Annotated in this window: 17 protein-coding genes and 1 pseudogene; 15 read left to right on the forward strand and 3 right to left on the reverse strand. The window is 69.9% G+C overall.

Features of this window, described 5'->3' with window-relative positions; all coding sequences use genetic code 11:
* Positions 1-6: 6 nt before the first annotated feature.
* From O6P37_RS12560 to hisI, 3 genes are read left to right on the forward strand one after another with little or no spacing between them, the layout of a single operon-like run.
* Complete coding sequence (locus O6P37_RS12560) at positions 7-825, forward strand: inositol monophosphatase family protein (protein WP_269894366.1); 819 nt, start codon at positions 7-9, stop codon at positions 823-825.
* On the forward strand, positions 822-1,607 hold the full coding sequence (gene hisF / locus O6P37_RS12565; RefSeq protein WP_269894367.1) for an imidazole glycerol phosphate synthase subunit HisF: 786 nt from the start codon (positions 822-824) through the stop codon (positions 1,605-1,607). The genes O6P37_RS12560 and hisF overlap by 4 nt, the downstream gene beginning before the upstream one ends.
* Positions 1,608-1,635: 28 nt before the next feature.
* Positions 1,636-1,992 (forward strand): phosphoribosyl-AMP cyclohydrolase, encoded by a 357-nt coding sequence (gene hisI, locus O6P37_RS12570; protein WP_269894368.1) that lies wholly within the window; start codon positions 1,636-1,638, stop codon positions 1,990-1,992.
* 10 nt (positions 1,993-2,002) lie between these two features.
* Here hisI and O6P37_RS12575 read toward each other — a convergent pair whose 3' ends face one another.
* Genes O6P37_RS12575 through O6P37_RS12585 form a run of 3 tightly spaced genes read right to left on the reverse strand, consistent with a single transcriptional unit; the run spans position 2,003 to position 4,197 of the window.
* On the reverse strand, positions 2,003-2,899 hold the full coding sequence (locus O6P37_RS12575) for an aminoglycoside phosphotransferase family protein (RefSeq protein WP_269894369.1): 897 nt from the start codon (positions 2,897-2,899) through the stop codon (positions 2,003-2,005).
* Between the two features lie 19 nt (positions 2,900-2,918).
* Positions 2,919-3,716: an ABC transporter ATP-binding protein gene (locus O6P37_RS12580; protein ID WP_269894370.1), complete on the reverse strand. Its 798-nt coding sequence runs from the start codon at positions 3,714-3,716 to the stop codon at positions 2,919-2,921.
* A 16-nt stretch (positions 3,717-3,732) separates the two neighbouring features.
* Positions 3,733-4,197, reverse strand: a complete 465-nt coding sequence (locus O6P37_RS12585) for a peroxiredoxin (protein WP_269894371.1) — start codon at positions 4,195-4,197, stop codon at positions 3,733-3,735.
* Positions 4,198-4,258: 61 nt separating this feature from the next.
* Between O6P37_RS12585 and O6P37_RS12590 the strand changes: the two genes are divergently transcribed.
* The 12 genes and pseudogenes from O6P37_RS12590 (at position 4,259) to O6P37_RS12640 (ending at position 20,608) form a co-directional block, all read left to right on the forward strand.
* Entirely contained in the window at positions 4,259-5,794 is a 1,536-nt protein-coding gene (locus O6P37_RS12590; RefSeq protein ID WP_269894372.1) for an anthranilate synthase component I, read from the forward strand.
* Positions 5,791-6,402 carry a TIGR02234 family membrane protein gene (locus tag O6P37_RS12595; protein ID WP_269894373.1) on the forward strand — a complete coding sequence of 204 codons (612 nt, stop codon included), beginning with the start codon at positions 5,791-5,793 and terminating at the stop codon, positions 6,400-6,402. The genes O6P37_RS12590 and O6P37_RS12595 overlap by 4 nt, the downstream gene beginning before the upstream one ends.
* 83 nt (positions 6,403-6,485) lie before the next feature.
* Complete coding sequence (gene trpC / locus O6P37_RS12600; RefSeq protein WP_269894374.1) at positions 6,486-7,304, forward strand: indole-3-glycerol phosphate synthase TrpC; 819 nt, start codon at positions 6,486-6,488, stop codon at positions 7,302-7,304.
* 3 nt (positions 7,305-7,307) lie between these two features.
* On the forward strand, positions 7,308-8,570 hold the full coding sequence (trpB, locus tag O6P37_RS12605; RefSeq protein WP_269894375.1) for a tryptophan synthase subunit beta: 1,263 nt from the start codon (positions 7,308-7,310) through the stop codon (positions 8,568-8,570).
* Entirely contained in the window at positions 8,567-9,355 is a 789-nt protein-coding gene (trpA, locus tag O6P37_RS12610; protein ID WP_269894376.1) for a tryptophan synthase subunit alpha, read from the forward strand. The genes trpB and trpA overlap by 4 nt, the downstream gene beginning before the upstream one ends.
* A complete protein-coding gene (gene lgt / locus O6P37_RS12615; protein WP_269894377.1) occupies positions 9,352-11,751 on the forward strand; it encodes a prolipoprotein diacylglyceryl transferase in 2,400 nt (799 codons plus the stop codon). Before trpA ends, lgt begins: the two co-directional genes overlap by 4 nt.
* A gap of 64 nt (positions 11,752-11,815) precedes the next feature.
* Entirely contained in the window at positions 11,816-12,826 is a 1,011-nt protein-coding gene (locus O6P37_RS28515) for a DUF222 domain-containing protein (protein ID WP_408633159.1), read from the forward strand.
* A gap of 9 nt (positions 12,827-12,835) precedes the next feature.
* Positions 12,836-13,468: pseudogene (locus O6P37_RS28520) on the forward strand (DUF222 domain-containing protein); the annotation flags it as partial.
* A gap of 66 nt (positions 13,469-13,534) precedes the next feature.
* On the forward strand, positions 13,535-14,059 hold the full coding sequence (locus tag O6P37_RS12625) for a TM2 domain-containing protein (protein ID WP_269894378.1): 525 nt from the start codon (positions 13,535-13,537) through the stop codon (positions 14,057-14,059).
* Positions 14,049-14,462, forward strand: coding sequence for a DUF2752 domain-containing protein (locus O6P37_RS12630; protein ID WP_269894379.1), 414 nt, complete (start codon positions 14,049-14,051; stop codon positions 14,460-14,462). Before O6P37_RS12625 ends, O6P37_RS12630 begins: the two co-directional genes overlap by 11 nt.
* An 85-nt stretch (positions 14,463-14,547) precedes the next feature.
* Entirely contained in the window at positions 14,548-19,107 is a 4,560-nt protein-coding gene (gene gltB, locus O6P37_RS12635) for a glutamate synthase large subunit (RefSeq protein WP_269894380.1), read from the forward strand.
* On the forward strand, positions 19,100-20,608 hold the full coding sequence (locus tag O6P37_RS12640; protein ID WP_269894381.1) for a glutamate synthase subunit beta: 1,509 nt from the start codon (positions 19,100-19,102) through the stop codon (positions 20,606-20,608). Before gltB ends, O6P37_RS12640 begins: the two co-directional genes overlap by 8 nt.
* Positions 20,609-20,629 lie beyond the last annotated feature (21 nt).

The following is a 20,629-nucleotide window of genomic DNA, read 5'->3' on the forward strand; positions in this document are numbered from 1 at the left end:
CACTCGATGGCACTCGGCGAGGCCGACCTGCAAGGTCTGGTCAGAGAGGCTGCGGCCATCCTCGACGAGGCAGCCGTGCCGTTCGTGCAGGGCCACGGCGCGGATTCGGCGGTGCAGAAGAAGGGCAACGACTTCGCCACCGAGGTCGACCTGGCCATCGAACGGCAGGTGGTCGAAAGGCTGGAGGCCGCCACCGGGATCGGGGTGCACGGCGAGGAGTACGGCGGAGCGGACATCGACTCACCGCTGGTGTGGGTGCTCGACCCGATCGACGGCACCTTCAATTACGCCGCGGGCCTGCCGACGTCGGCGATCCTGCTCGGCCTGCTGCGCGACGGCGAGCCCGTCGCCGGATTGACCTGGCTGCCGTTCACCTCGCAGCGCTACACCGCTGTGATCGGTGAACCGTTGTACGCCAACGGAGTGGCGCAGAAGCCCCTGGAGGCGGCTGCGCTCGGTAACTCCGTGGTGGGAACCGGCACGTTCAACGTCGACTCCAAAGGCCGCTTCCCGGGCCGCTACCGCATCACGGTGCTGGAAGGCCTGAGCCGGCACTGCTCCAGGATGCGCATGCACGGCGCCACCGGAGTGGACCTCGCCTACACCGCCGCGGGAATCCTCGGCGGTTCCATCAGCTTCGGCCACCACGTCTGGGATCATGCTGCGGGGGTGGCGCTGGTTCGGGCGGCCGGTGGCGTCGTCACCGACCTCGAGGGGGCGCCGTGGACGCCGCGCTCGCGCTCGGCGCTCGCCGGGCTGCCCCGCGTGCACGGTGAGATCCTCGACATCGTGGCGTCCGCCGGCGACCCGCAGGGGTACCGGTGACGGCCGGCGCGGGGCTCGCGGTGCGGATCATCCCGTGCCTCGATGTCGACGCGGGCCGCGTGGTCAAGGGTGTGAACTTCGAAAACCTGCGCGACGCAGGCGATCCCGTCGAGCTGGCGGCCGTCTACGACGCCGAGGGCGCCGACGAGCTGACCTTCCTCGACGTGACGGCGTCGTCGTCGGGCCGGACCACGATGCTGGAGGTGGTGCGGCGCACCGCCGAACAGGTGTTCATCCCGTTGACCGTGGGCGGTGGTGTGCGCTCGGTGGCCGATGTGGACTCGCTGCTGCGCGCAGGCGCGGACAAGGTCTCGGTGAACACCGCCGCGATCGCCCGCCCGGAACTGTTGGCGGAACTGGCCCGTCAGTTCGGCTCACAGTGCATCGTGCTGTCGGTGGACGCGCGCACCGTGCCGGACGGCGAGGAACCGACGCCGTCGGGCTGGGAGGTCACCACCCACGGCGGCCGGCGGGGGACCGGGGTCGACGCGGTCGAATGGGCCGCCCGCGGTGCGGAACTCGGGGTCGGTGAGATCCTGCTGAACTCGATGGACTTCGACGGCACCAAGGCGGGGTTCGACCTGCCGATGCTGCGCGCGGTGCGCGGTGCGGTGACGGTGCCGGTGATCGCCAGCGGCGGGGCGGGTGCGTTGGGGCACTTCGCGCCCGCGGTCGAGGCGGGCGCCGACGCCGTGCTTGCGGCCAGTGTCTTCCACTTCGGTGAGCTGACCATCGGCCAGGTGAAGGCGGCCATGGCGGCGGAAGGGATCACGGTGCGATGAGCGCTTGCGCGAAGAGCCGAGGACAGCGATGAGCGAACTCGATCCGGACATCGCGGCGCGGCTGAAACGCAACGCCGACGGCCTGTTCACCGCCGTCGCGCAGCAGCGCGGCACCGGCGAGGTGCTGATGGTGGCGTGGATGGACGACGCCGCCCTGGCGCGCACGCTGGAAACCCGCCGGGGGACCTACTATTCGCGGTCCCGGCAGCAGCAGTGGGTCAAGGGCGAGACGTCCGGCCACACCCAGTACGTGCACTCGGTGCGGTTGGACTGCGACGGCGACACCGTGCTGCTGGAGGTCGACCAGGTCGGCGCGGCCTGCCACACCGGCACCCGCACCTGCTTCGACGCCGATCTGCTGCTGGGGCCCGCCGACCAGAAGTAGCGTCGGCCGGTCAGGCGGTGGCTTCGTCGGCCAGGATGCGTTCGAGCGTCAGGCGCCCGGTCGCGCTCATCGCGGGGTTGCTGTCGCGGTAGTACCAGACCAGGCCCATCGCCTGCTCGAACGCCCATGCCCTGCCGCGTTCCCACTGCAGGTCGTCACATCTCAGGGCAGCGCGGAACACTTCGCGGGGGGCACGGTCGAACAGGTGCCAGGCGCACACCAGGTCGAGCGCCGGGTCCGCAGGCCCGAGTCCACCGACGTCGATGACTCCGGCCAGCCGTCCGCCCTCGACGAGGATGTTGCCGGGAATCAGGTCGCCGTGCGTCATCACGTCGCCATCGTGGCGTGGCAACTTTCGAAAGTGGTTCCAGAGCGGGCGAAGTCGAGACGTGTCCAGGAGCGCTTCGCTGCGTTCGAAGCACTGCGCCATCCATTCGTCGTGGGTCGTGAGGTCGCCTCCCCGGCCCTGGCCGTCGAATGCGCGTCCCCTGGTGTCCATGGTCCGCACGCCGTCGACGAACTCGGCGAGGTCTGCCGCGAGGGCCGTCATCGCGGCGGTGTCGTCCCCGGCGGCCACCGCCCCGGGCACCCATGTCTGCACCGACCACGGGAGCGGGTATCCCGCGCCGGGACCGCCTATCGCGACGGGCTCCGGTGTGCGGAACCTGGTGACTCCCGAGAGCTCTCGGGCGGCGAGCGACTCGGACTCCACACGCTGGCGTGTCGCGGCGACGTCGCCGTGCTCGAGGGGCAGCCTGGCGGCGAGTCGGTCACCGAGGCGGAACAGCGCGTTGACGGTGCCGCCCGATTCGACCGGTTCGATGCGCAGATGCCGCCACCGCGGGAACTGCTCGGCCACCAGGGCGCGGACCGTCTCGACCGGGATCGTCAGCTGTTCCGGGTGCATCTCTGCGGTCGCCTCGTGATCAGACGTCGATGCGGCTCGCCTTGGCGCGGGCGGTCCACCGCCCGTCGTCGTAGGTCACCCGCACCGGGTGGTCGAACGCCGCGGTGACGTTGTCGGTGGTGACGACGTCGCGCGCCGGGCCGGAGGCGACGGTGCGGCCGTCGGCGATCAGCAGCGCGTGGGTGGTCGTGGTGGGCAGTTCCTCGAGATGGTGGGTCACCAGGATCGACGCCACCTCGGGGTGCGCGTCGCCGAGCGAGTCGATGGTCTCGAGCAGTTGTTCGCGCGCTGCGACGTCCAGGCCGGTGGTCGGTTCGTCGAGCAGCAGCAGCCGGGGGTCCGAGATCAGCGCTCGGGCAATGAGAGTGCGGCCCCGCTCGCCCTGCGACAGCGTCGGCCAGACGTGGTCCGCCAGCCGGGTGAGGCCCACGGTCTCGAGCAGGGCGTCGGCGCGGCGCTGCTCGTCGGCCGAGGGCGTCCAGTGGTTCGGCGTGTCGATGGTGGCGGTGATGCCGGTCAGGACGACGTTGCGAACGGTCAACGGGTACTGAAGGCGGTGGCGGGGATTGACGTGACCGATGGACCGGCGCAGCCGGGCCAGCTCGGTGCGCCCCATCTGCTCGCCGAGCACGTGCACCGTGCCGGAGCTCGGGAACGTCTCCGCGGCGCAGAAGTTGAGCAGTGTGCTCTTACCCGCGCCGTTGGGCCCCAGCAGCGCCCAGTGCTCGCCCGGGTGCACGGTCAGCGAGATGCCGTCGATGATCTGCTTGCCGTCGCGGCGGAACGTGACGTCGGCGAGTTCGAGAACGGGTGTCATGCCTGCGGGCCGCCCGTCACGCGGACTGCCGTTGGCGCAACACCTCCAGCGCCTTGTCGGCGTGGGTGTCCATGTTGATCTCGCTGGAGATCACCTCGAGCACGGTGCGGTCGGTGTCGATCACGAAGGTGGTGCGCTTGACGGGCATGAACTTGCCCAGCAGGCCGCGCTTGACGCCGAAAGCGCTGGCCACGGCGCCGTCGGAGTCCGACAGCAGCGGGTAGTCGAAGCGCTGGGTGTCGGCGAACTTGGCCTGCTTGGTCACGGCGTCGGTGCTGATCCCGACCCGCGACGCGCCCAAAGCGGCGAATTCGGCGCCGAGGTCGCGGAAGTGGCAGGCCTCCTTGGTGCAGCCCGGTGTCAACGCGGCGGGGTAGAAGAACAGCACGACCGGACCGTCGGCGAGCAGACTCGTGAGGCTGCGCACCGTGCCGGTCTGGTCGGGCAGTTCGAACTCTGTGACCTGGTCACCACGTTTCATGGCGCTCACGCTACGCGCACTGACTGTCGGTGCGATCCGACCGGTCTGGGAGAATCGACCCGTGCAGACGACAGTCACGACCTCACGGGCGGACTTCCGCGCGCTGGCCGCCGAACACCGCGTGGTGCCGGTGACGCGCAAGGTCCTGGCCGACAGTGAGACACCGCTGTCGGCATACCGCAAACTCGCCGCGAACCGGCCGGGGACCTTCCTGCTGGAATCGGCCGAAAACGGCCGCTCGTGGTCGCGCTGGTCGTTCATCGGTGCGGGGGCGCCGTCGGCGTTGACGGTCCGCGACGGCGAGGCGGTCTGGCTCGGCGTGACGCCGAAGGACGCGCCGCGCGGTGGCGATCCGCTGCAGGCGCTGCGAGACACGTTGACGCTGTTGGAGACTGCCGCGCTGCCCGGACTTCCGCCGCTGTCGTCCGGGCTGGTCGGCTTCTTCGCCTACGACATGGTGCGCCGGCTGGAGCGGCTGCCGGAACTGGCGGTCGACGACCTGGGCCTGCCCGACATGCTGTTGTTGCTGGCCACCGACGTCGCCGCGGTGGACCACCACGAGGGCACGATCACGCTGATCGCCAACGCGGTCAACTGGAACGGCACCGACGAGCGGGTGGACTGGGCCTACGACGACGCGGTGGCGCGACTCGACGTGATGACCGAGGCGCTGGGCCAGCCGCTGCACTCGACGGTGGCGACGTTCACCCGGCCCGCCCCGAACCACCGCGCGCAGCGGACGGTCGAGGAGTACACGGCCATCGTCGAGAGGCTGGTCGGCGACATCGAGGCCGGTGAGGCGTTCCAGGTGGTGCCGTCGCAGCGCTTCGAGATGGACACCGACGCCGATCCCCTCGACGTGTACCGGATGCTGCGGGTGAGCAATCCCAGCCCGTACATGTACCTGCTCAACGTCCCCGACGACGCGGGCGGCCTCGACTTCTCGATCGTCGGGTCCAGCCCCGAGGCGCTGGTCACGGTGAAGGATCGCAAGGTGACCACCCACCCGATCGCCGGGACCCGGTGGCGCGGCGACACCGAAGAGGACGACCTGCTGCTGGAGAAGGAACTGCTCGCCGACGAGAAGGAACGTGCCGAGCACCTGATGCTGGTCGACCTGGGCCGCAACGACCTGGGCCGGGTATGCGAACCGGGCACCGTCCGGGTCGAGGACTACAGCCACATCGAGCGGTACAGCCATGTCATGCACCTGGTCTCGACGGTCAAGGGCCGCCTCGCCGACGGCCGGACCGCCCTGGACGCGGTGACGGCCTGCTTCCCCGCGGGGACGCTCTCCGGCGCTCCCAAGGTCCGGGCGATGGAGTTGATCGAGGAGGTCGAGAAGACCCGGCGCGGGCTGTACGGCGGCGTGCTCGGCTACCTCGACTTCGCGGGCAACGCCGACTTCGCGATCGCGATCCGCACGGCGCTGATCCGCAGCGGCACCGCCTACGTGCAGGCCGGCGGGGGAGTCGTGGCCGATTCCAACGGCCCCTACGAGTACACCGAGGCGGCGAACAAGGCCCGCGCGGTGCTCAACGCGATCGCCGCCGCGGAGACCTTGACCGCACCCGAAGCCGAATCGTCGGCGCCGTGATCCGGGTCGCGCAGTTGCTCCTGGTGCTCGCCGCGGGGGCGCTGTGGGTGGCATCGCGGATGACGTGGGTGCAGGTCAGCTCGTTCGACGGGCTGACCCATCCCCGGACGACCGCGCTGACCGGGGCGTCCTGGTCGACGGCGCTGATCCCGCTGGCACTGCTGGTGCTGGCCGCCGCCGTCGCCGCACTGGCGGTGCGGGGCTGGCCGTTGCGCCTGCTCGCGGTGCTGGTGGCACTGGCCAGCGCCGGCATGGCCTACCTGGCGATCACCCTGTGGGTGGTGCGCGATGTGGGGCCGCGCGCCGCCGACCTGGCGGAGGTGCCGGTGGCCGACCTGACCGGTGCCCAGAGGTATCACACCGGCGCCGCGATCGCCGTGGTGGCGGCGGTGTGCGCGCTGGTCGGCGCGGTGTTGCTGATGCGCTCGGCCGCCAGGGCACGCGCGACGCCGGGCAAGTACGCGGCTCCGGCCGCGCGACGCGAAGCGGCAGCCCGTCAGGAGGGCGGCGAGGGCGCCTCGGGACCCGACGGGATGTCGGAACGGATGATCTGGGACGCACTCGACGAGGGCCGCGACCCGACCGGTCCCGACAACCAGGGTCGGTGACAGCGGATCGTGGGGTGCCGACTACCCTTCGGAGGAGATCGTCCGTCGCTGGGGGCGGCGTACCGGAAGGGAACCGAGGGGCTATGAGTTCGGCCACCGTGCTCGACTCCATCATCGAAGGAGTCCGCGCCGACGTCGCCGCACGGGAAGCCCTCGTCAGCCTCACGGAGATCAAGGAGCGGGCCGCTCGTGCGCCGGCCCCGCTCGACGTGATGGCGGCGTTGCGCGAACCCGGTATCGGTGTGATCGCCGAGGTCAAGCGGGCCAGCCCGTCGCGTGGGGAGCTCGCCTCGATCGCCGATCCGGCCGAACTGGCCCGCGCTTACGAGTCGGGCGGCGCACGCGTCATCAGCGTGCTGACCGAGGAGCGCCGCTTCCACGGATCGCTCGACGACCTCGACGCCGTGCGGGCCGCGGTGTCGATCCCCGTCCTGCGCAAGGACTTCATCGTCCGGCCGTACCAGATCCACGAGGCCAGGGCGCACGGCGCCGACATGCTGCTGCTGATCGTCGCCGCGCTGGAGCAGCCCGCGCTGGAATCGCTGCTGGAGCGCACCGAGTCGCTGGGCATGACGGCACTGGTCGAGGTGCACACCGAGGAGGAGGCCAGCCGCGCGTTGCAGGCCGGCGCCACGGTGATCGGCGTCAACGCCCGCGACCTCAAGACGCTGACGGTCGACCGGGACTGCTTTGCGCGCATCGCGCCCGGGTTGCCCTCGAACGTCATCCGGATCGCCGAGTCCGGGGTGCGCGGCACCGCTGACCTGCTGGCCTACGCAGGCGCGGGCGCCGACGCGGTGCTCGTCGGCGAGGGCCTGGTCACCAGCGGTGACCCGCGTAGTGCCGTCGCCGATCTGGTGACCGCAGGCACGCATCCGTCCTGCCCGAAACCCGCACGCTAGCCCGTGGCGGACCTCGCCGGCCCGGAGCTGCCGCGTTCCAGCGCGGCCGTGGCAGAACCCAGCGGCCACGAACCCGACGCCCGAGGCCATTTCGGCGCCTACGGAGGACGTTTCGTCCCCGAGGCGTTGATGGCGGTGATCGAGGAGGTCACCGCCGCCTACGAGAAGGCGCGCGGCGACCAGACTTTCCTCGACGAGCTCGACCGGCTGCAGCGTCACTACAGCGGGCGGCCGTCGCCGCTGTACGAGGCCGAGGCCCTCAGTACGCACGCCGGCGGCGCGCGCATCTTCCTGAAGCGGGAAGACCTCAACCACACGGGATCTCACAAGATCAACAATGTGCTGGGGCAGGCGCTGCTGGCCCGGCAGATGGGCAAGAACCGGGTCATCGCCGAGACGGGCGCCGGCCAGCACGGGGTGGCGACCGCGACCGCCTGTGCGCTGCTGGGCCTGGACTGCGTGATCTACATGGGCGCGGTCGACACCGCCCGGCAGGCGCTGAACGTGGCCAGGATGCGACTGCTCGGCGCCGAGGTGGTCTCGGTCGAGGCGGGCTCGAAGACGTTGAAGGACGCCATCAACGAGGCGTTCCGCGACTGGGTCACCAACGCCGACGACACCTACTACTGCTTCGGCACGGCCGCGGGCCCGCATCCGTTCCCGACGATGGTGCGTGACTTCCAACGGGTCATCGGACTCGAGGCGCGGGTGCAGATCCAGGATCAGGCGGGACGGTTGCCCGATGCCGTGGCCGCCTGCGTTGGTGGCGGTTCCAATGCGATCGGGATCTTCCACGCCTTCATCGACGACCCCGGGGTCCGGCTCGTCGGATACGAGGCCGCCGGCGATGGTGTCGAAACCGGAAGGCACGCCGCAACTTTCACCGGCGGATCGCCGGGGGCGTTCCAGGGTTCGTTCTCGTACCTGCTGCAGGACGACGACGGGCAGACCATCGAGTCGCATTCCATCTCCGCCGGCCTGGACTATCCGGGTGTGGGGCCCGAGCACGCCTACTTGAAAGACCTCGGCCGCGCCGAGTACCGGCCGATCACCGACACCGAGGCGATGGACGCGTTCTCGCTGCTGTGCCGGACCGAGGGCATCATCCCGGCGATCGAGTCCGCGCACGCGGTGGCCGGTGCGCTGAAGCTGGGCGCCGAACTCGGTGCCGGAGCGGTGATCCTGGTCAATCTGTCCGGCCGCGGCGACAAGGACGTCGAGACGGCGGCGAAGTGGTTCGGACTGCTCGACAAGGCGGCGCCGTGAGCCGGTTGGATGCGCTCTTCGGCCAGTGCCGCGCGGAGAGCCGAGCGGCGTTGATCGGTTACCTGCCCACGGGTTACCCGGACGTGCAGGGGTCCATCGAGGCAATGACGGCGCTGGTCGAGGCGGGGTGTGACCTCATCGAGGTCGGCGTGCCGTACTCGGATCCCGGAATGGACGGACCGACCATCGCCGCCGCGACCGAGGTCGCGCTGCAGGGCGGGGTGCGGGTCCGCGACGCGCTGGCGGCGGTCGAGGCGATCAGCAATGCCGGTGGCCGCGCCGTGGTGATGACTTATTGGAATCCGGTGCTGCGACTGGGCGTCGACGCCTTCGCCCGCGATCTCGCGTCGGCCGGTGGGCTCGGGCTGATCACGCCCGACCTGATCCCCGACGAGGCCGACGAGTGGATGTCGGCCTCGGAGTCGCACGACCTCGACCGCATCTTCCTGGTCGCGCCGTCGTCGACGCAGGAGCGGTTGGCGAAGACGGTGGAGGCGTCGCGCGGATTCGTCTACGCGGCGTCGACCATGGGCGTGACGGGTGCGCGCGACGCGGTGTCCAATCTCGCGCCGGAACTGGTCGCGCGGGTCAAGGCGGTCACCGACATTCCCGTCGGCGTGGGTCTGGGCGTGCGGTCACGGGAGCAGGCCGCCGAGATCGGTGCGTACGCCGACGGCGTGATCGTCGGGTCGGCCCTGGTGTCGGCGCTGACCGACGGCATCCCCGCGATGCGAGCACTGACCGAAGAACTTGCGGACGGGGTAAGGCAGAGGATCACCGCGTGACATCGACGTTGGCCTACATTCCCAGCCCCGCTCAGGGCGTGTGGTATCTCGGGCCGCTTCCCATCCGCGCGTACGCGTTCTGCATCATCGTCGGCATCGTCGCCGCGCTGATCATCGGCGACCGGCGGTGGCAGAACCGGGGCGGTGAGGCCGGCGTCATCTACGACATCGCGCTGTGGGCGGTTCCGTTCGGGCTGATCGGCGGGCGGCTGTACCACGTGATCACCGACTGGGAGAAGTACTTCGGTGAGTACGGCGTGGGACTCGGTGGAGCCCTGCGCATCTGGGAGGGCGGTCTCGGCATTTGGGGCGCCGTGGCGCTCGGTGGTGTCGGTGCGTGGATCGCGTGCCGATTGCGGGGCATCCCGTTGCCCGCGTTCGGTGATGCGGTCGCCCCGGGGATCATCCTGGCGCAGGCGATCGGCCGGCTCGGCAACTACTTCAACCAGGAGTTGTTCGGCAGGCAGACCACGCTGCCGTGGGGGCTGGAGATCTACCAGCGTGTGCCCGATGATCTCAACGGCGTGTCCAACGGCACGCTGGTGCAGATCGTCCACCCGACGTTCCTGTACGAGCTGCTGTGGAACCTGCTGATCTTCACGTTGCTCATCGTGATCGACCGCCGGTTCAAGATCGGCCACGGTCGGCTGTTCGCGTTGTACGTCGCCGGATACTGCCTCGGCCGGTTCTGGATCGAGCTGCTGCGCAGCGACTTCGCCACGGAGTTCGCCGGTATCCGAGTCAACTCGTTCACGTCGGGATTCGTGTTCATCGGCGCGGTCATCTACATCATGGCCGCGCCGCGCGGTCGGGAGGATCCGGCGACGCTGCGCGGCAAGACGGACGACGAGGAATCCGACGTCGAAGAGCTCGTCAAGGTGGTCGCCGGGACGTCCGCAGCCGCGGGCGCCGTGGTGGCCGCGGCGAAAGTCGCGGGCCGCGAGGACGAGTCGGACGGTGCCGAAGGCCGTGAGTCGCCGTCCGAGGCGGCGTTGGAGGCGGACGCGCTGGCGGTGGACGTCGAGGAGGCGCCGGCTGAGGAGATCGCCGAAGCCGAAGAATTCGCGGCGGCCGGTGATGGAGCCGACGGTGAGACCGGCGAGGCGGAGGCGGTGCTCGAGGCGGAGGCTTTGACTGCCGACGTCGAGCAGGCGCCGGCCGAGGAGATCGCCGAAGCCGACGAGTTCGCCGTTGCGGGTGAAGAAGCTGACGAGACGGGTCTCGGTGCGGTCGAGGGTGACGATCCCGTCGAGGCCGAGAAGGCCGCCGACGAAGCCCACGAGGCGGCGCTTGCGAGCATCGAGTCCGAATCCGAGATTGAGACCGAGGCCGCTACGGAATCGCAGCCCGCCGAATCCGCCGACGCTGTCGGTGGTGTGGGGTCAGTCGAGGGTGAGGATGCCGTCGAGGCGGAGGCCGCTGCTGCAGAGGTGCATGAGGCTGCGGTGGAGGGTGTCGATGAGGCTGAGGCGGTTGAGGCCGAGGTAGCCGAAGCCGATGCTGTCGCCGACGAGCAGGCCGATGAACCCGCCGAATCCGCCGGCGATGTCGATGAGGCCGAGGTAGCGGAGGCCGATGCTGTCGTCGACGAGCAGCCCGCTGAATCCGCCGACGATGTCGGTGGTGTGGGTTCGGTTGAGGGTGAGGATGCCGTCGAGGCTGAGGCGGCTGCTGTAGAGGTGCATGAGGCGGCGGTTGAGGGTGTGGGGGAGGCTGAGGCGGTTGAGGCTGAGGTAGCGGAAGCCGATGCTGTCGTCGACGAGCAGCCCGCCGAATCCGCCGACGATGTCGGTGGTGTGGGTTCGGTTGAGGGTGAGGATGCCGTCGAGGCTGAGGCGGCTGCTGCAGAGGTGCATGAGGCGGCGGTCGAGGGTGTCGATGAGGCTGAGGCGGTTGAGGCCGATGTAGCCGAGGCCGATGCTGTCGTTGATGAGGCGGTTGAGGCCGAGGCCGACGCTGTCGAGGCCGACGAAGAGCAGCCGGTGGGGGAGAACGCCACGGCGGCTGCAGAAGTCGATGATCTTGCCGTCGATGAGCAGGCCGGCACCGGCGACGAAGCCGACACCGAGGACGAAGCGGCCACCGAGGTTGCAGAGCCCGTCGACGACCACGCCCAACCGGTCGGGGACAAGCCCGCTGTGGAAGCCGACGACCTGGCCACCGATGCCGGCGAGGAGCCCGCCACTGATACTTCGGCGGCGGACTCCGAGAGCGCCGACGTGGGCGGGTTGGGGTCAGTCGAGGGCGAGGACGCCGTAGAGGCGGAAGCCGCGGCAGAGGAAGTCCACGACAGTGCAGTCGCCGGTGTCGATGAGGCAGAGGCGGCGAAGTACGAGATCCAGGTCGCTCCGCCGCCGTCGACGCCGCGGCGCCGCTGGTGGCGACGCAACCGCTGATCGGTTATCCACAGCGGCAATTTTCGGCTGTTGCGCGTCGTACCCCTCTGCCATAATCGAATGTATGTTCGATCCGGCGCAGGCAAGCTTCGACCAAGTACTGGCCGTCGCCCGTCCGGAGTCGGTCCACGCGCGCGAGTTGATCTCCGCCGTGCTGGCGGCGGTGCGCCGGGAGAACCAGCAGGCCGCGGCGCGGCTGACCGCGATCGGCGACCTGTATGCATTGCGGTTCGCCGAGCGTGACGAGATCAGTGACCAATGGGCCGTCGATACCCAGTGTGCGGTGGCTGCCGAAGTCGCCGCCGCGTTGAACATCGGTCATGGGTCGGCGTCGATCCAGGTCGGCCTGGCTCGGGGTTTGCGGGAACGGCTACCGCTGGTGGCGGCGGTGTTCCGGGCCGGTGATCTGAGCATGGCCGTTGTGGACGTGTTGCTGCACCGCACCAGCTTGATCACCGACCCCGACATCCTGGCTGGGGTGGATGCGGCGTTGGCCGGTGCGGCCGTGCGGTTGATGACATTGAGTCATGGTCAGCTGTGCGGTCATGTCGACCGGATCATCGCCCGCCAGGATCGGGACGCGGTGCGGCGACGCAAGAGGGCCGCCGAACTCCGGGAATTCTGGGTCAACGACGGCCTCGACGGGATGAGCACCTTCGGCGGCACCATGAGCACCGTCGATGCCCAGATCTTCGAGCGGAGTGTCGACGCGATGGCCGACACCGTGTGCCCCGATGACCCCCGCACCAAAAGGCAGCGTCGTGTCGATGCGATCGCCGCGGTGTGCAGCGGCGCCGAACGCCTGCCCTGCCAATGCGCCAACGCTGATTGCCCGAAGAAGGACGCCTTCGCCGCCTCCTTCGTCATCCACACCATCACCGGCCCCAACACCGATGGTGGGGCTGCCGCCGACACTGAGGCGGCCGTCGACACCGACACCGTGGGCACCCCCGACACCGACTCCGACTGCGACGCCGCTGCCACCGAAACGGATACCGGCGCCGACGCCGAAACCCCGGCCCACACCGTCGCCGACACCCCGGACGACACCACCGATGAGTCGGTGGCGAGCTAGGCGCACAACGATGGCATCCTGCCGCCCGAACAGATGGCCGACTTAGTCGAGCAGGCCACGATCCGGCCGCTGGTCCATCCCGGTGACGCCCCGCCCGAGCCGCGCTACACCCCGTCGCGCAATCTGGCGGAGTTCGTGCGGTGCCGCGACATGGGCTGCCGATTCCCGGGCTGCGACGTGGCGGCTTTCAGCACCGACATCGACCACACCATCCCCTACAGCCAAGGCGGGCCGACCCAGGCGTCGAACCTGAAATGCCTATGCCGCCTTCACCATTTGATCAAAACGTTCTGGGGCTGGCACGACCAACAACATCGCGACGGCACCGTGATCTGGACCAGCCCAGCAGGCCAGACCTACACCACCAGACCGGGGAGCGCCGAACTGTTCCCCAGCCTCTGCGCTCCGACGGCCGCCGCCGAACGACGCAACACTCAAGACGATCCATGCGGTGAGCGCACCGCGATGATGCCCAAACGGCAACGCACTAGAGCCCAATCCCGCGCCGCCCGCATCGCCGCGGAACGCCAGCAGAATCGCGAACACCGCGAGGCCCGCCGCCGCGCCCGCAGACAAGCACTCGACGCACTGTTCGCCCCCAAGCCACCACCACAACCCGGCGACGAACCACCACCCTTCTGAAAGCCGCCGCACCTTTTCCGGTTTCCCTCCCTTATGGGGAACCGGGGGTTCTGGCATGCTGGCGGCATGACCGATCCCACGCAGTTCGGCAGCAGCTCAGAGGGCACGACCCCGCCACCTCCGCCGGGGCAGTACCCACCGCCTCCCGGCCAGCACGAGACCCAGCCCGGCCAGTACGGAACTTCCGGCCAGTACGGCACCCCGCCCGGTGAGTACGGCACGACCGGGCAGTACGGCACTCCGCCCGGCCAGTACCCGCCCCCAGGGCAGTACGGCACGCCACCCGGCCAATACCCGCCCCCCGGCCAGTACGACCAGATGGCGCCCTTCGGCCGTCACCCGATGACCGGTGAGCCGTTCTCCGACAAGTCGAAGATCGTCGCCGGACTCCTCCAGCTCATCGGTCTCTTCGGACTCGTCGGCATCGGCCGCATCTACATGGGTGACACCAAGCTCGGCGTCATCCAGCTCGTCGTGGGCCTGGTGACCTGCGGCATCGGCGCCGTCATCTGGGGCATCGTCGACGCCATCCTCATCCTCACCGACAAGGTGCGCGACCCGCAGGGACGTCCGCTGCGCGATGGAACCTAGCGTCGCATCGAGCAGCCGCACCCGGCTGTACGGCGCGCTGGGCACCGGCGCGGTGGTGGCCGGTTGCCTCGCCTACATCGGCATCGCCGATCCGCACCGCCCCGGCTTCCTGTTCCCCGGCTGCCCCTTCAAGCAGCTGACCGGCTGGGACTGCCCGGCCTGCGGTGGCCTGCGCATGACGCACGACCTGCTGCACGGCGACGTCGCGGCCGCGGTGTCCGACAACGTCTTCCTGCTCGTCGGCCTCCCGCTGCTGGCACTGTGGTTCGCGGTGCGGTGGCGGCTCGGGCGCCGCCCCATGCCGATCGCGGCCATCGCTGTGCTCGTGGTCACCGCGACCGCCTGGACCGTGGTGCGCAACCTCCCCGGGTTTCCGCTGGTCCCGACTCTTCTCGACGGGTAGCAACCCACCTCCGCTGATACACTTGCTCTTCGGGCCGGTGCAGTCCCGGAATCGAAAGAATCCGGACTGCGGAGGTACCAAACGAATGCTGTTCTCGGCATTTCCTCGACCGCAAGGTCTGTACGACCCCGCCAACGAGGCCGACTCCTGCGGCGTCGCCATGATCACCGACATCCAGGGCCGCCGCACCCACTCCATCGTCGCCGACGGCCTCGTCGCCCTCGAACACCTCGACCACCGCGGCGCCGCCGGCGCGGAGACGAACAGCGGCGACGGCGCGGGCATCCTCATCCAGCTCCCGGTCGAGCTGTTCCGCGACGTCGTCGACTTCGACCTGCCCGCACCCACCGACGACGGCTGCAACACCTTCGCCGCGGGACTCTGCTTCCTGCCCCAGGATTCGGCCGCCCGCGCCACCGCGACGAAGCGCATCGAGGCCATCGCCGGGGAAGAGGGCCTGGAGATCCTCGGCTGGCGCAAGCTGCCCGTCGCCCCCGACGGCGCCGGTGTCGGCGCCACCGCGCTGAGCTGTATGCCCTACTTCTCCCAGCTCTTCGTCGCCGCGCCCGAGAACAACGGCGCCCGCCCCGGGGGCATCGACCTCGACCGCCGCGTCTACCCCCTGCGCAAGCGCGCGGAAGCCGAGGCCGAGGCCTACTTCCCGACGCTGTCCAGCCGCACCATCGCCTACAAGGGCATGCTCACCACCGTCCAGCTGCCGCAGTTCTTCGCCGACCTGCGCGACGAGCGCTGCGTGAGCGCCATGGCGATCGTGCACAGCCGCTTCTCCACCAACACCTTTCCGTCCTGGCCGCTGGCACACCCGTTCCGGTTCGTCGCCCATAACGGCGAGATCAACACCGTGCGTGGCAACCGCAACCGCATGCACGCCCGCGAGGCGATGCTGGCCAGCGCCAAGATCCCCGGCGACATCAGCCGCCTCTCGCCGATCTGCACGCCCGAGGCGTCCGACTCCGCGTCATTCGACGAGGTGCTCGAACTCCTGCACCTCGGCGGCCGCGAGCTGCCGCACGCCGTGCTGATGATGATTCCCGAAGCGTGGGAGAACGACTCGGCCATGGACCTCGCCGAGCGCGCGTTCTGGCAATTCCACGCCTCCCTGATGGAACCGTGGGACGGTCCGGCCTGCGTCACCTTCACCGACGGCACCGTCGTCGGAGCGGTGTTGGACCGCAACGGATTACGACCCGGACGCTGGTGGCGCACGGTGGACGACCGGCTCATCCTCGCTAGTGAGGCGGGGGTGCTCGACGTGCCGTCCAGCCGGATCGTCGCCAAGGGCCGCCTGCAGCCGGGCAGGATGCTGCTCATCGACACCGCCCAGGGCCGCATCGTTCCCGACGACGAGATCAAGGAACAGCTCTCGAAGGCCGAACCGTACGGCGAGTGGCTGCACGCCGGCCTCCTCGACCTCGCGACCCTGCCCGACCGCGCCAGGGTGCAGCCCAACCACGACTCGGTCGTCCGCAGGCAGATCTCCTTCGGCTACACCGAGGAAGAGCTCCGCATCCTGCTCACCCCGATGGCCGCCTCCGGCGCCGAACCGCTGGGCTCCATGGGCACCGACACCCCCACGGCGGTGCTGTCGGAACGTTCCCGCCTGCTCTACGAGTACTTCGTCGAGTTGTTCGCCCAGGTGACGAACCCGCCGCTGGACGCGATCCGCGAAGAGGTCGTCACCAGCATGTCCCGGGTGATGGGCCCTGAGCAGAACCTGCTCGAACCCACCGCCGCCTCCTGCCGCCAGATCCTGGTCAAGTGGCCGGTTCTCGACAACGACGAGCTCAACAAGATCGTCCACATCAACGCCGACGGTGAGCACCCCGGTCTGCGCACCACCGTCCTCAAGGCGCTCTACGACGTCGAGCGCGGCGGCGAAGGCCTCGCCGACGCCCTCGACGAACTCCGCAACCGAGCCTGCGACGCGATCGCCAAAGGCGCGCGCACCCTGGTGATCTCGGATCGCGACTCCGACCACACCCGCGCGCCGATCCCGTCCCTGCTCGCGGTCTCGGCCGTGCACCACCACCTGGTGCGGACCAAGGAGCGCACCGCCGTGGCGCTGGTCGTCGAATCCGGCGACGCCCGCGAGGTCCACCACATCGCCATGCTCATCGGCTTCGGCGCCGCTGCCGTCAACCCGTACCTGGCGTTCGAGTCGATCGAGGACCTCATCCGCGAGGGCGAACTGACCGGCATCGAACCGGCCACCGCCGTCCGCAATTACCTCAAGGCGCTGGGCAAGGGCGTCACGAAGGTGATGAGCAAGATGGGAATCTCCACCGTCGCGTCATACACCGCCGCCCAGGCCTTCGAGGCCGTGGGCATCGACCGCGACGTCATCGACGAGTACTTCACCGGAACCCCCACCCAGCTCGGCGGCATCGGCCTCGACGTCATTGCCGAGGAGGTCAAGCTCCGGCACCGCCGCGCCTATCCCGAGAACCCCACCGAACGCGTGCACCGGCGCCTCGAGGTCGGCGGTGAGTACGCCTTCCGCCGCGAGGGCGAGCTGCACCTGTTCACCCCCGAAGTGGTGTTCCTGCTGCAGCATTCGACCCGCACCGGCCGCCACGAGGTGTTCCGCCAGTACTCCGACGAGGTGAACCGGCTGGCCCGCGACGGCGGCGCGCTGCGCGGGCTGTTCGAGTTCCGCACCGACGTCCGCCCGCCGGTCCCGCTCGAGGAGGTGGAGTCCGTCGATTCGATCGTCACCCGATTCAACACCGGCGCCATGAGCTACGGCTCCATCAGCGCCGAGGCGCACGAGACCATGGCCATCGCCATGAACAACCTCGGCGGCCGGTCCAACAGCGGCGAGGGCGGCGAGGACGTCGACCGCCTCTACGATCCCCGCCGCCGCAGCGCGGTCAAGCAGGTGGCCTCCGGCCGCTTCGGCGTCACCAGCGACTACCTGGTCAACGCCAGCGACATCCAGATCAAGATGGCCCAGGGCGCCAAACCCGGTGAGGGCGGACAGCTCCCGGGCTACAAGGTGTACCCGAACATCGCCAAGACCCGGCACTCCACACCGGGCGTCGGGCTCATCTCGCCGCCGCCGCACCACGACATCTACTCCATCGAGGACCTCGCCCAGCTCATCCACGACCTCAAGAACGCCAACGACCAGGCCCGCATCCACGTCAAGCTGGTCGCCAGCGTCGGCGTGGGCACCGTGGCCGCGGGAGTCTCCAAGGCGCACGCCGACGTGGTGCTGATCTCCGGCTACGACGGCGGCACCGGCGCGGCACCGCTGACATCGCTCAAACACGCAGGCGCGCCGTGGGAGATCGGCCTTGCCGACGCACAGCAGACACTGATGCTCAACGGTCTGCGTGACCGCATCACCGTCCAGTGCGATGGCGGCATGCGCACCGCGCGCGACGTCATCGTCGCCGCTCTGCTCGGCGCCGAGGAGTTCGGCTTCGCCACCGCACCGCTTGTGGTGTCCGGCTGCATCATGATGCGCGTCTGTCACCTCGACACCTGCCCGGTCGGCGTGGCCACCCAGAACCCCGAACTGCGGGCCCGGTTCAACGGCAAGCCGGAGTTCGTGGAGAACTACTTCCGGTTCATCGCCGAGGACATCCGCCGCTATCTGGCCGACCTCGGGTTCCGCAGCATCGACGAGGCCGTCGGGCACGCCGAGATGCTCGACACCGCCGCCGGCGTCGCGCACTGGAAGGCCAAGGGGCTCGACCTGGCCCCGATCTTCGCGGTGCCGACCGACGCGCACGGCGCCGAGATCACCCAGCGGCGCAAGGTGAAGGACCAGTACCACGCACTCGACCAGGCGCTGGATCAGACGCTGATCCAGCTGGCCGAGGGCGCACTCGAGGACGCCCATCCGGTCCGGCTGGAACTGCCGGTCCGCAACGTCAACCGCACCGTCGGCACCCTGCTCGGCGCCGAGGTGACCCGGCGCTACGGCGCCGCCGGCCTGCCCGACGACACCATCAACATCACCCTCACCGGGTCGGCGGGCCAGTCGATCGGGGCGTTCCTCCCGCCCGGCATCACCCTCGAGCTGATCGGCGACGCCAACGACTATGTGGGCAAAGGCCTTTCCGGTGGCCGGGTGATCGTGCGGCCGCCCGACGACGTGCTGTTCCTGCCCGAGGACAACGTGATCGCAGGCAACACCCTGCTCTACGGCGCCACCTCGGGCGAGGTGTTCCTGCGCGGCCGGGTCGGGGAACGCTTCTGCGCCCGCAACTCCGGCGCGCTCGCCGTCGTCGAGGGGGTCGGCGACCATGCCTGCGAGTACATGACCGGCGGCCGGGTGGTGGTGCTCGGCCGCACCGGCCGCAACATGGCGGCAGGCATGTCCGGCGGCATCGCCTACGTGCTCGGCCTTGACCCGGCCCGGGTGAACACCGCGATGGTTGAGTTGCAGCGCCTCGAAGCCGAGGACCTGCTGTGGCTGCACGGCGTGGTCGCCGAGCACGCCCGCCGCACCGGCAGCACCCTGGCGACGTCGGTGCTTTCGGACTGGCCGCGCCGCAGCGCCCAGTTCACCAAGGTGATGCCGCGCGACTACCAGCGCGTGCTGCAGGCGACCCGGATGGCCAAGGCCGAGGGCCGCGACGTCGACACCGCGATCATGGAGGCGAGCCGTGGCTGATCCCAGCGGATTTCTCAAGGTGCACAAGGTCGAGGCGCCCAAGCGGCCGGTCGACGAACGGGTCGGCGACTGGCACGAGGTCTACGAACGGCAGAGCCCGCAGGACCGCGCCGCGGAGGTGTCCCAGCAGGCCCGCCGCTGCATGGACTGCGGAATCCCGTTCTGCCACTCGGGAACCGCGGGCTGTCCGCTGGGCAACCTGATCCCGGAGTGGAACGACCTGGTCCGCCGCGGGCGGTGGGACGCGGCCAGCGACCGGCTGCACGCCACCAACAACTTCCCGGAGTTCACCGGTCGGCTGTGCCCGGCACCGTGCGAGGCGGCCTGCGTGCTGTCGATCGGGGAGGACCGCACCGGCGGCAGCGTCACGATCAAGCGGATCGAGAACACCATCGCCGACCACGCCTGGGCGATGGGCATCGTGGAACCCCAGCCGGCGGCCATCGCCACCGGTAAGCGGGTCGCGGTGGTGGGTTCCGGGCCTGCCGGCCTGGCGGCCGCCCAGCAGCTCACCCGCGCCGGCCACGATGTGACGGTCTACGAGCGTGACGACCGGCTCGGCGGCCTGATGCGGTACGGCATCCCGGAGTACAAGCTGGAGAAGTCGACGCTCAACCAGCGACTGGCCCAGATGCGCGCCGAGGGCACCCGCTTCGTCACCGAGTGCGAGGTCGGTGTCGACCTCACCGTCGAGCAGCTGCGGGCCCGCTACGACGCGGTGGTGCTCGCCGTCGGCGCGCTGCGCGCCCGCGACAACGACGTCGAGGGCCGTGAGCTCAACGGTGTGCACCTGGCGATGGAGCACCTGGTGCCCGCCAACAGGGAGTGCGAGGGCGACGGACCGTCGACGATCTCGGCCGCGGGCAAGCACGTCGTCATCATCGGCGGCGGCGACACCGGCGCCGACTGCCTGGGCACCGCGCACCGCCAGGGCGCGGCGTCGGTCACCCAGCTCGACTACAACCCCGAACCGCCCGAGCAGCGCGACGACACCCGGTCACCGTGGCCGACGTGGCCGCTGGTGCTGCGCACCCGGCTCTCACCCGCGCACGCCGAGGGTGGGCACCGGCGCTACGAGGTGGCCGTGCAGCGGTTCATCGGCGACGGCGCGGGCAACCTGCGCGCGCTGGAGATCGCCGAGGTCACGGTGGAGCGGGACGCCGAGGGCAGGCGGCACATCGTGCCGGTCGGCGAGACCCTGGAGATCCCGTGCGAGCTGGCGCTGCTGGCTATCGGGTTCGAGGGTGTGGAGCACATGCCGCTGCTCGACGGACTGGAGCTGACGCTAAACCGCCGCGGTGCGCTGCCGTGCGGTTCGGACTGGCAGACCGACGCTCCCGGCGTCTTCGTGTGCGGCGATGCCCACCGCGGCGCGTCGCTGATCGTGTGGGCCATCGCGGAGGGCCGCAGCGCGGCGCACGCCGTCGACGCCCACCTGATGGGTGAATCGGATCTGCCCGCACCCGTCATCCCCGGGGCGCTGCCGTTGGCCGTCGTCTGAATCGATTAGGGACTATATTGA

Source organism: Mycobacterium hippophais (assembly GCF_027529605.1).
In the GTDB taxonomy this organism is placed as follows: Bacteria; Actinomycetota; Actinomycetes; order Mycobacteriales; family Mycobacteriaceae; genus Mycobacterium; species Mycobacterium arseniciresistens.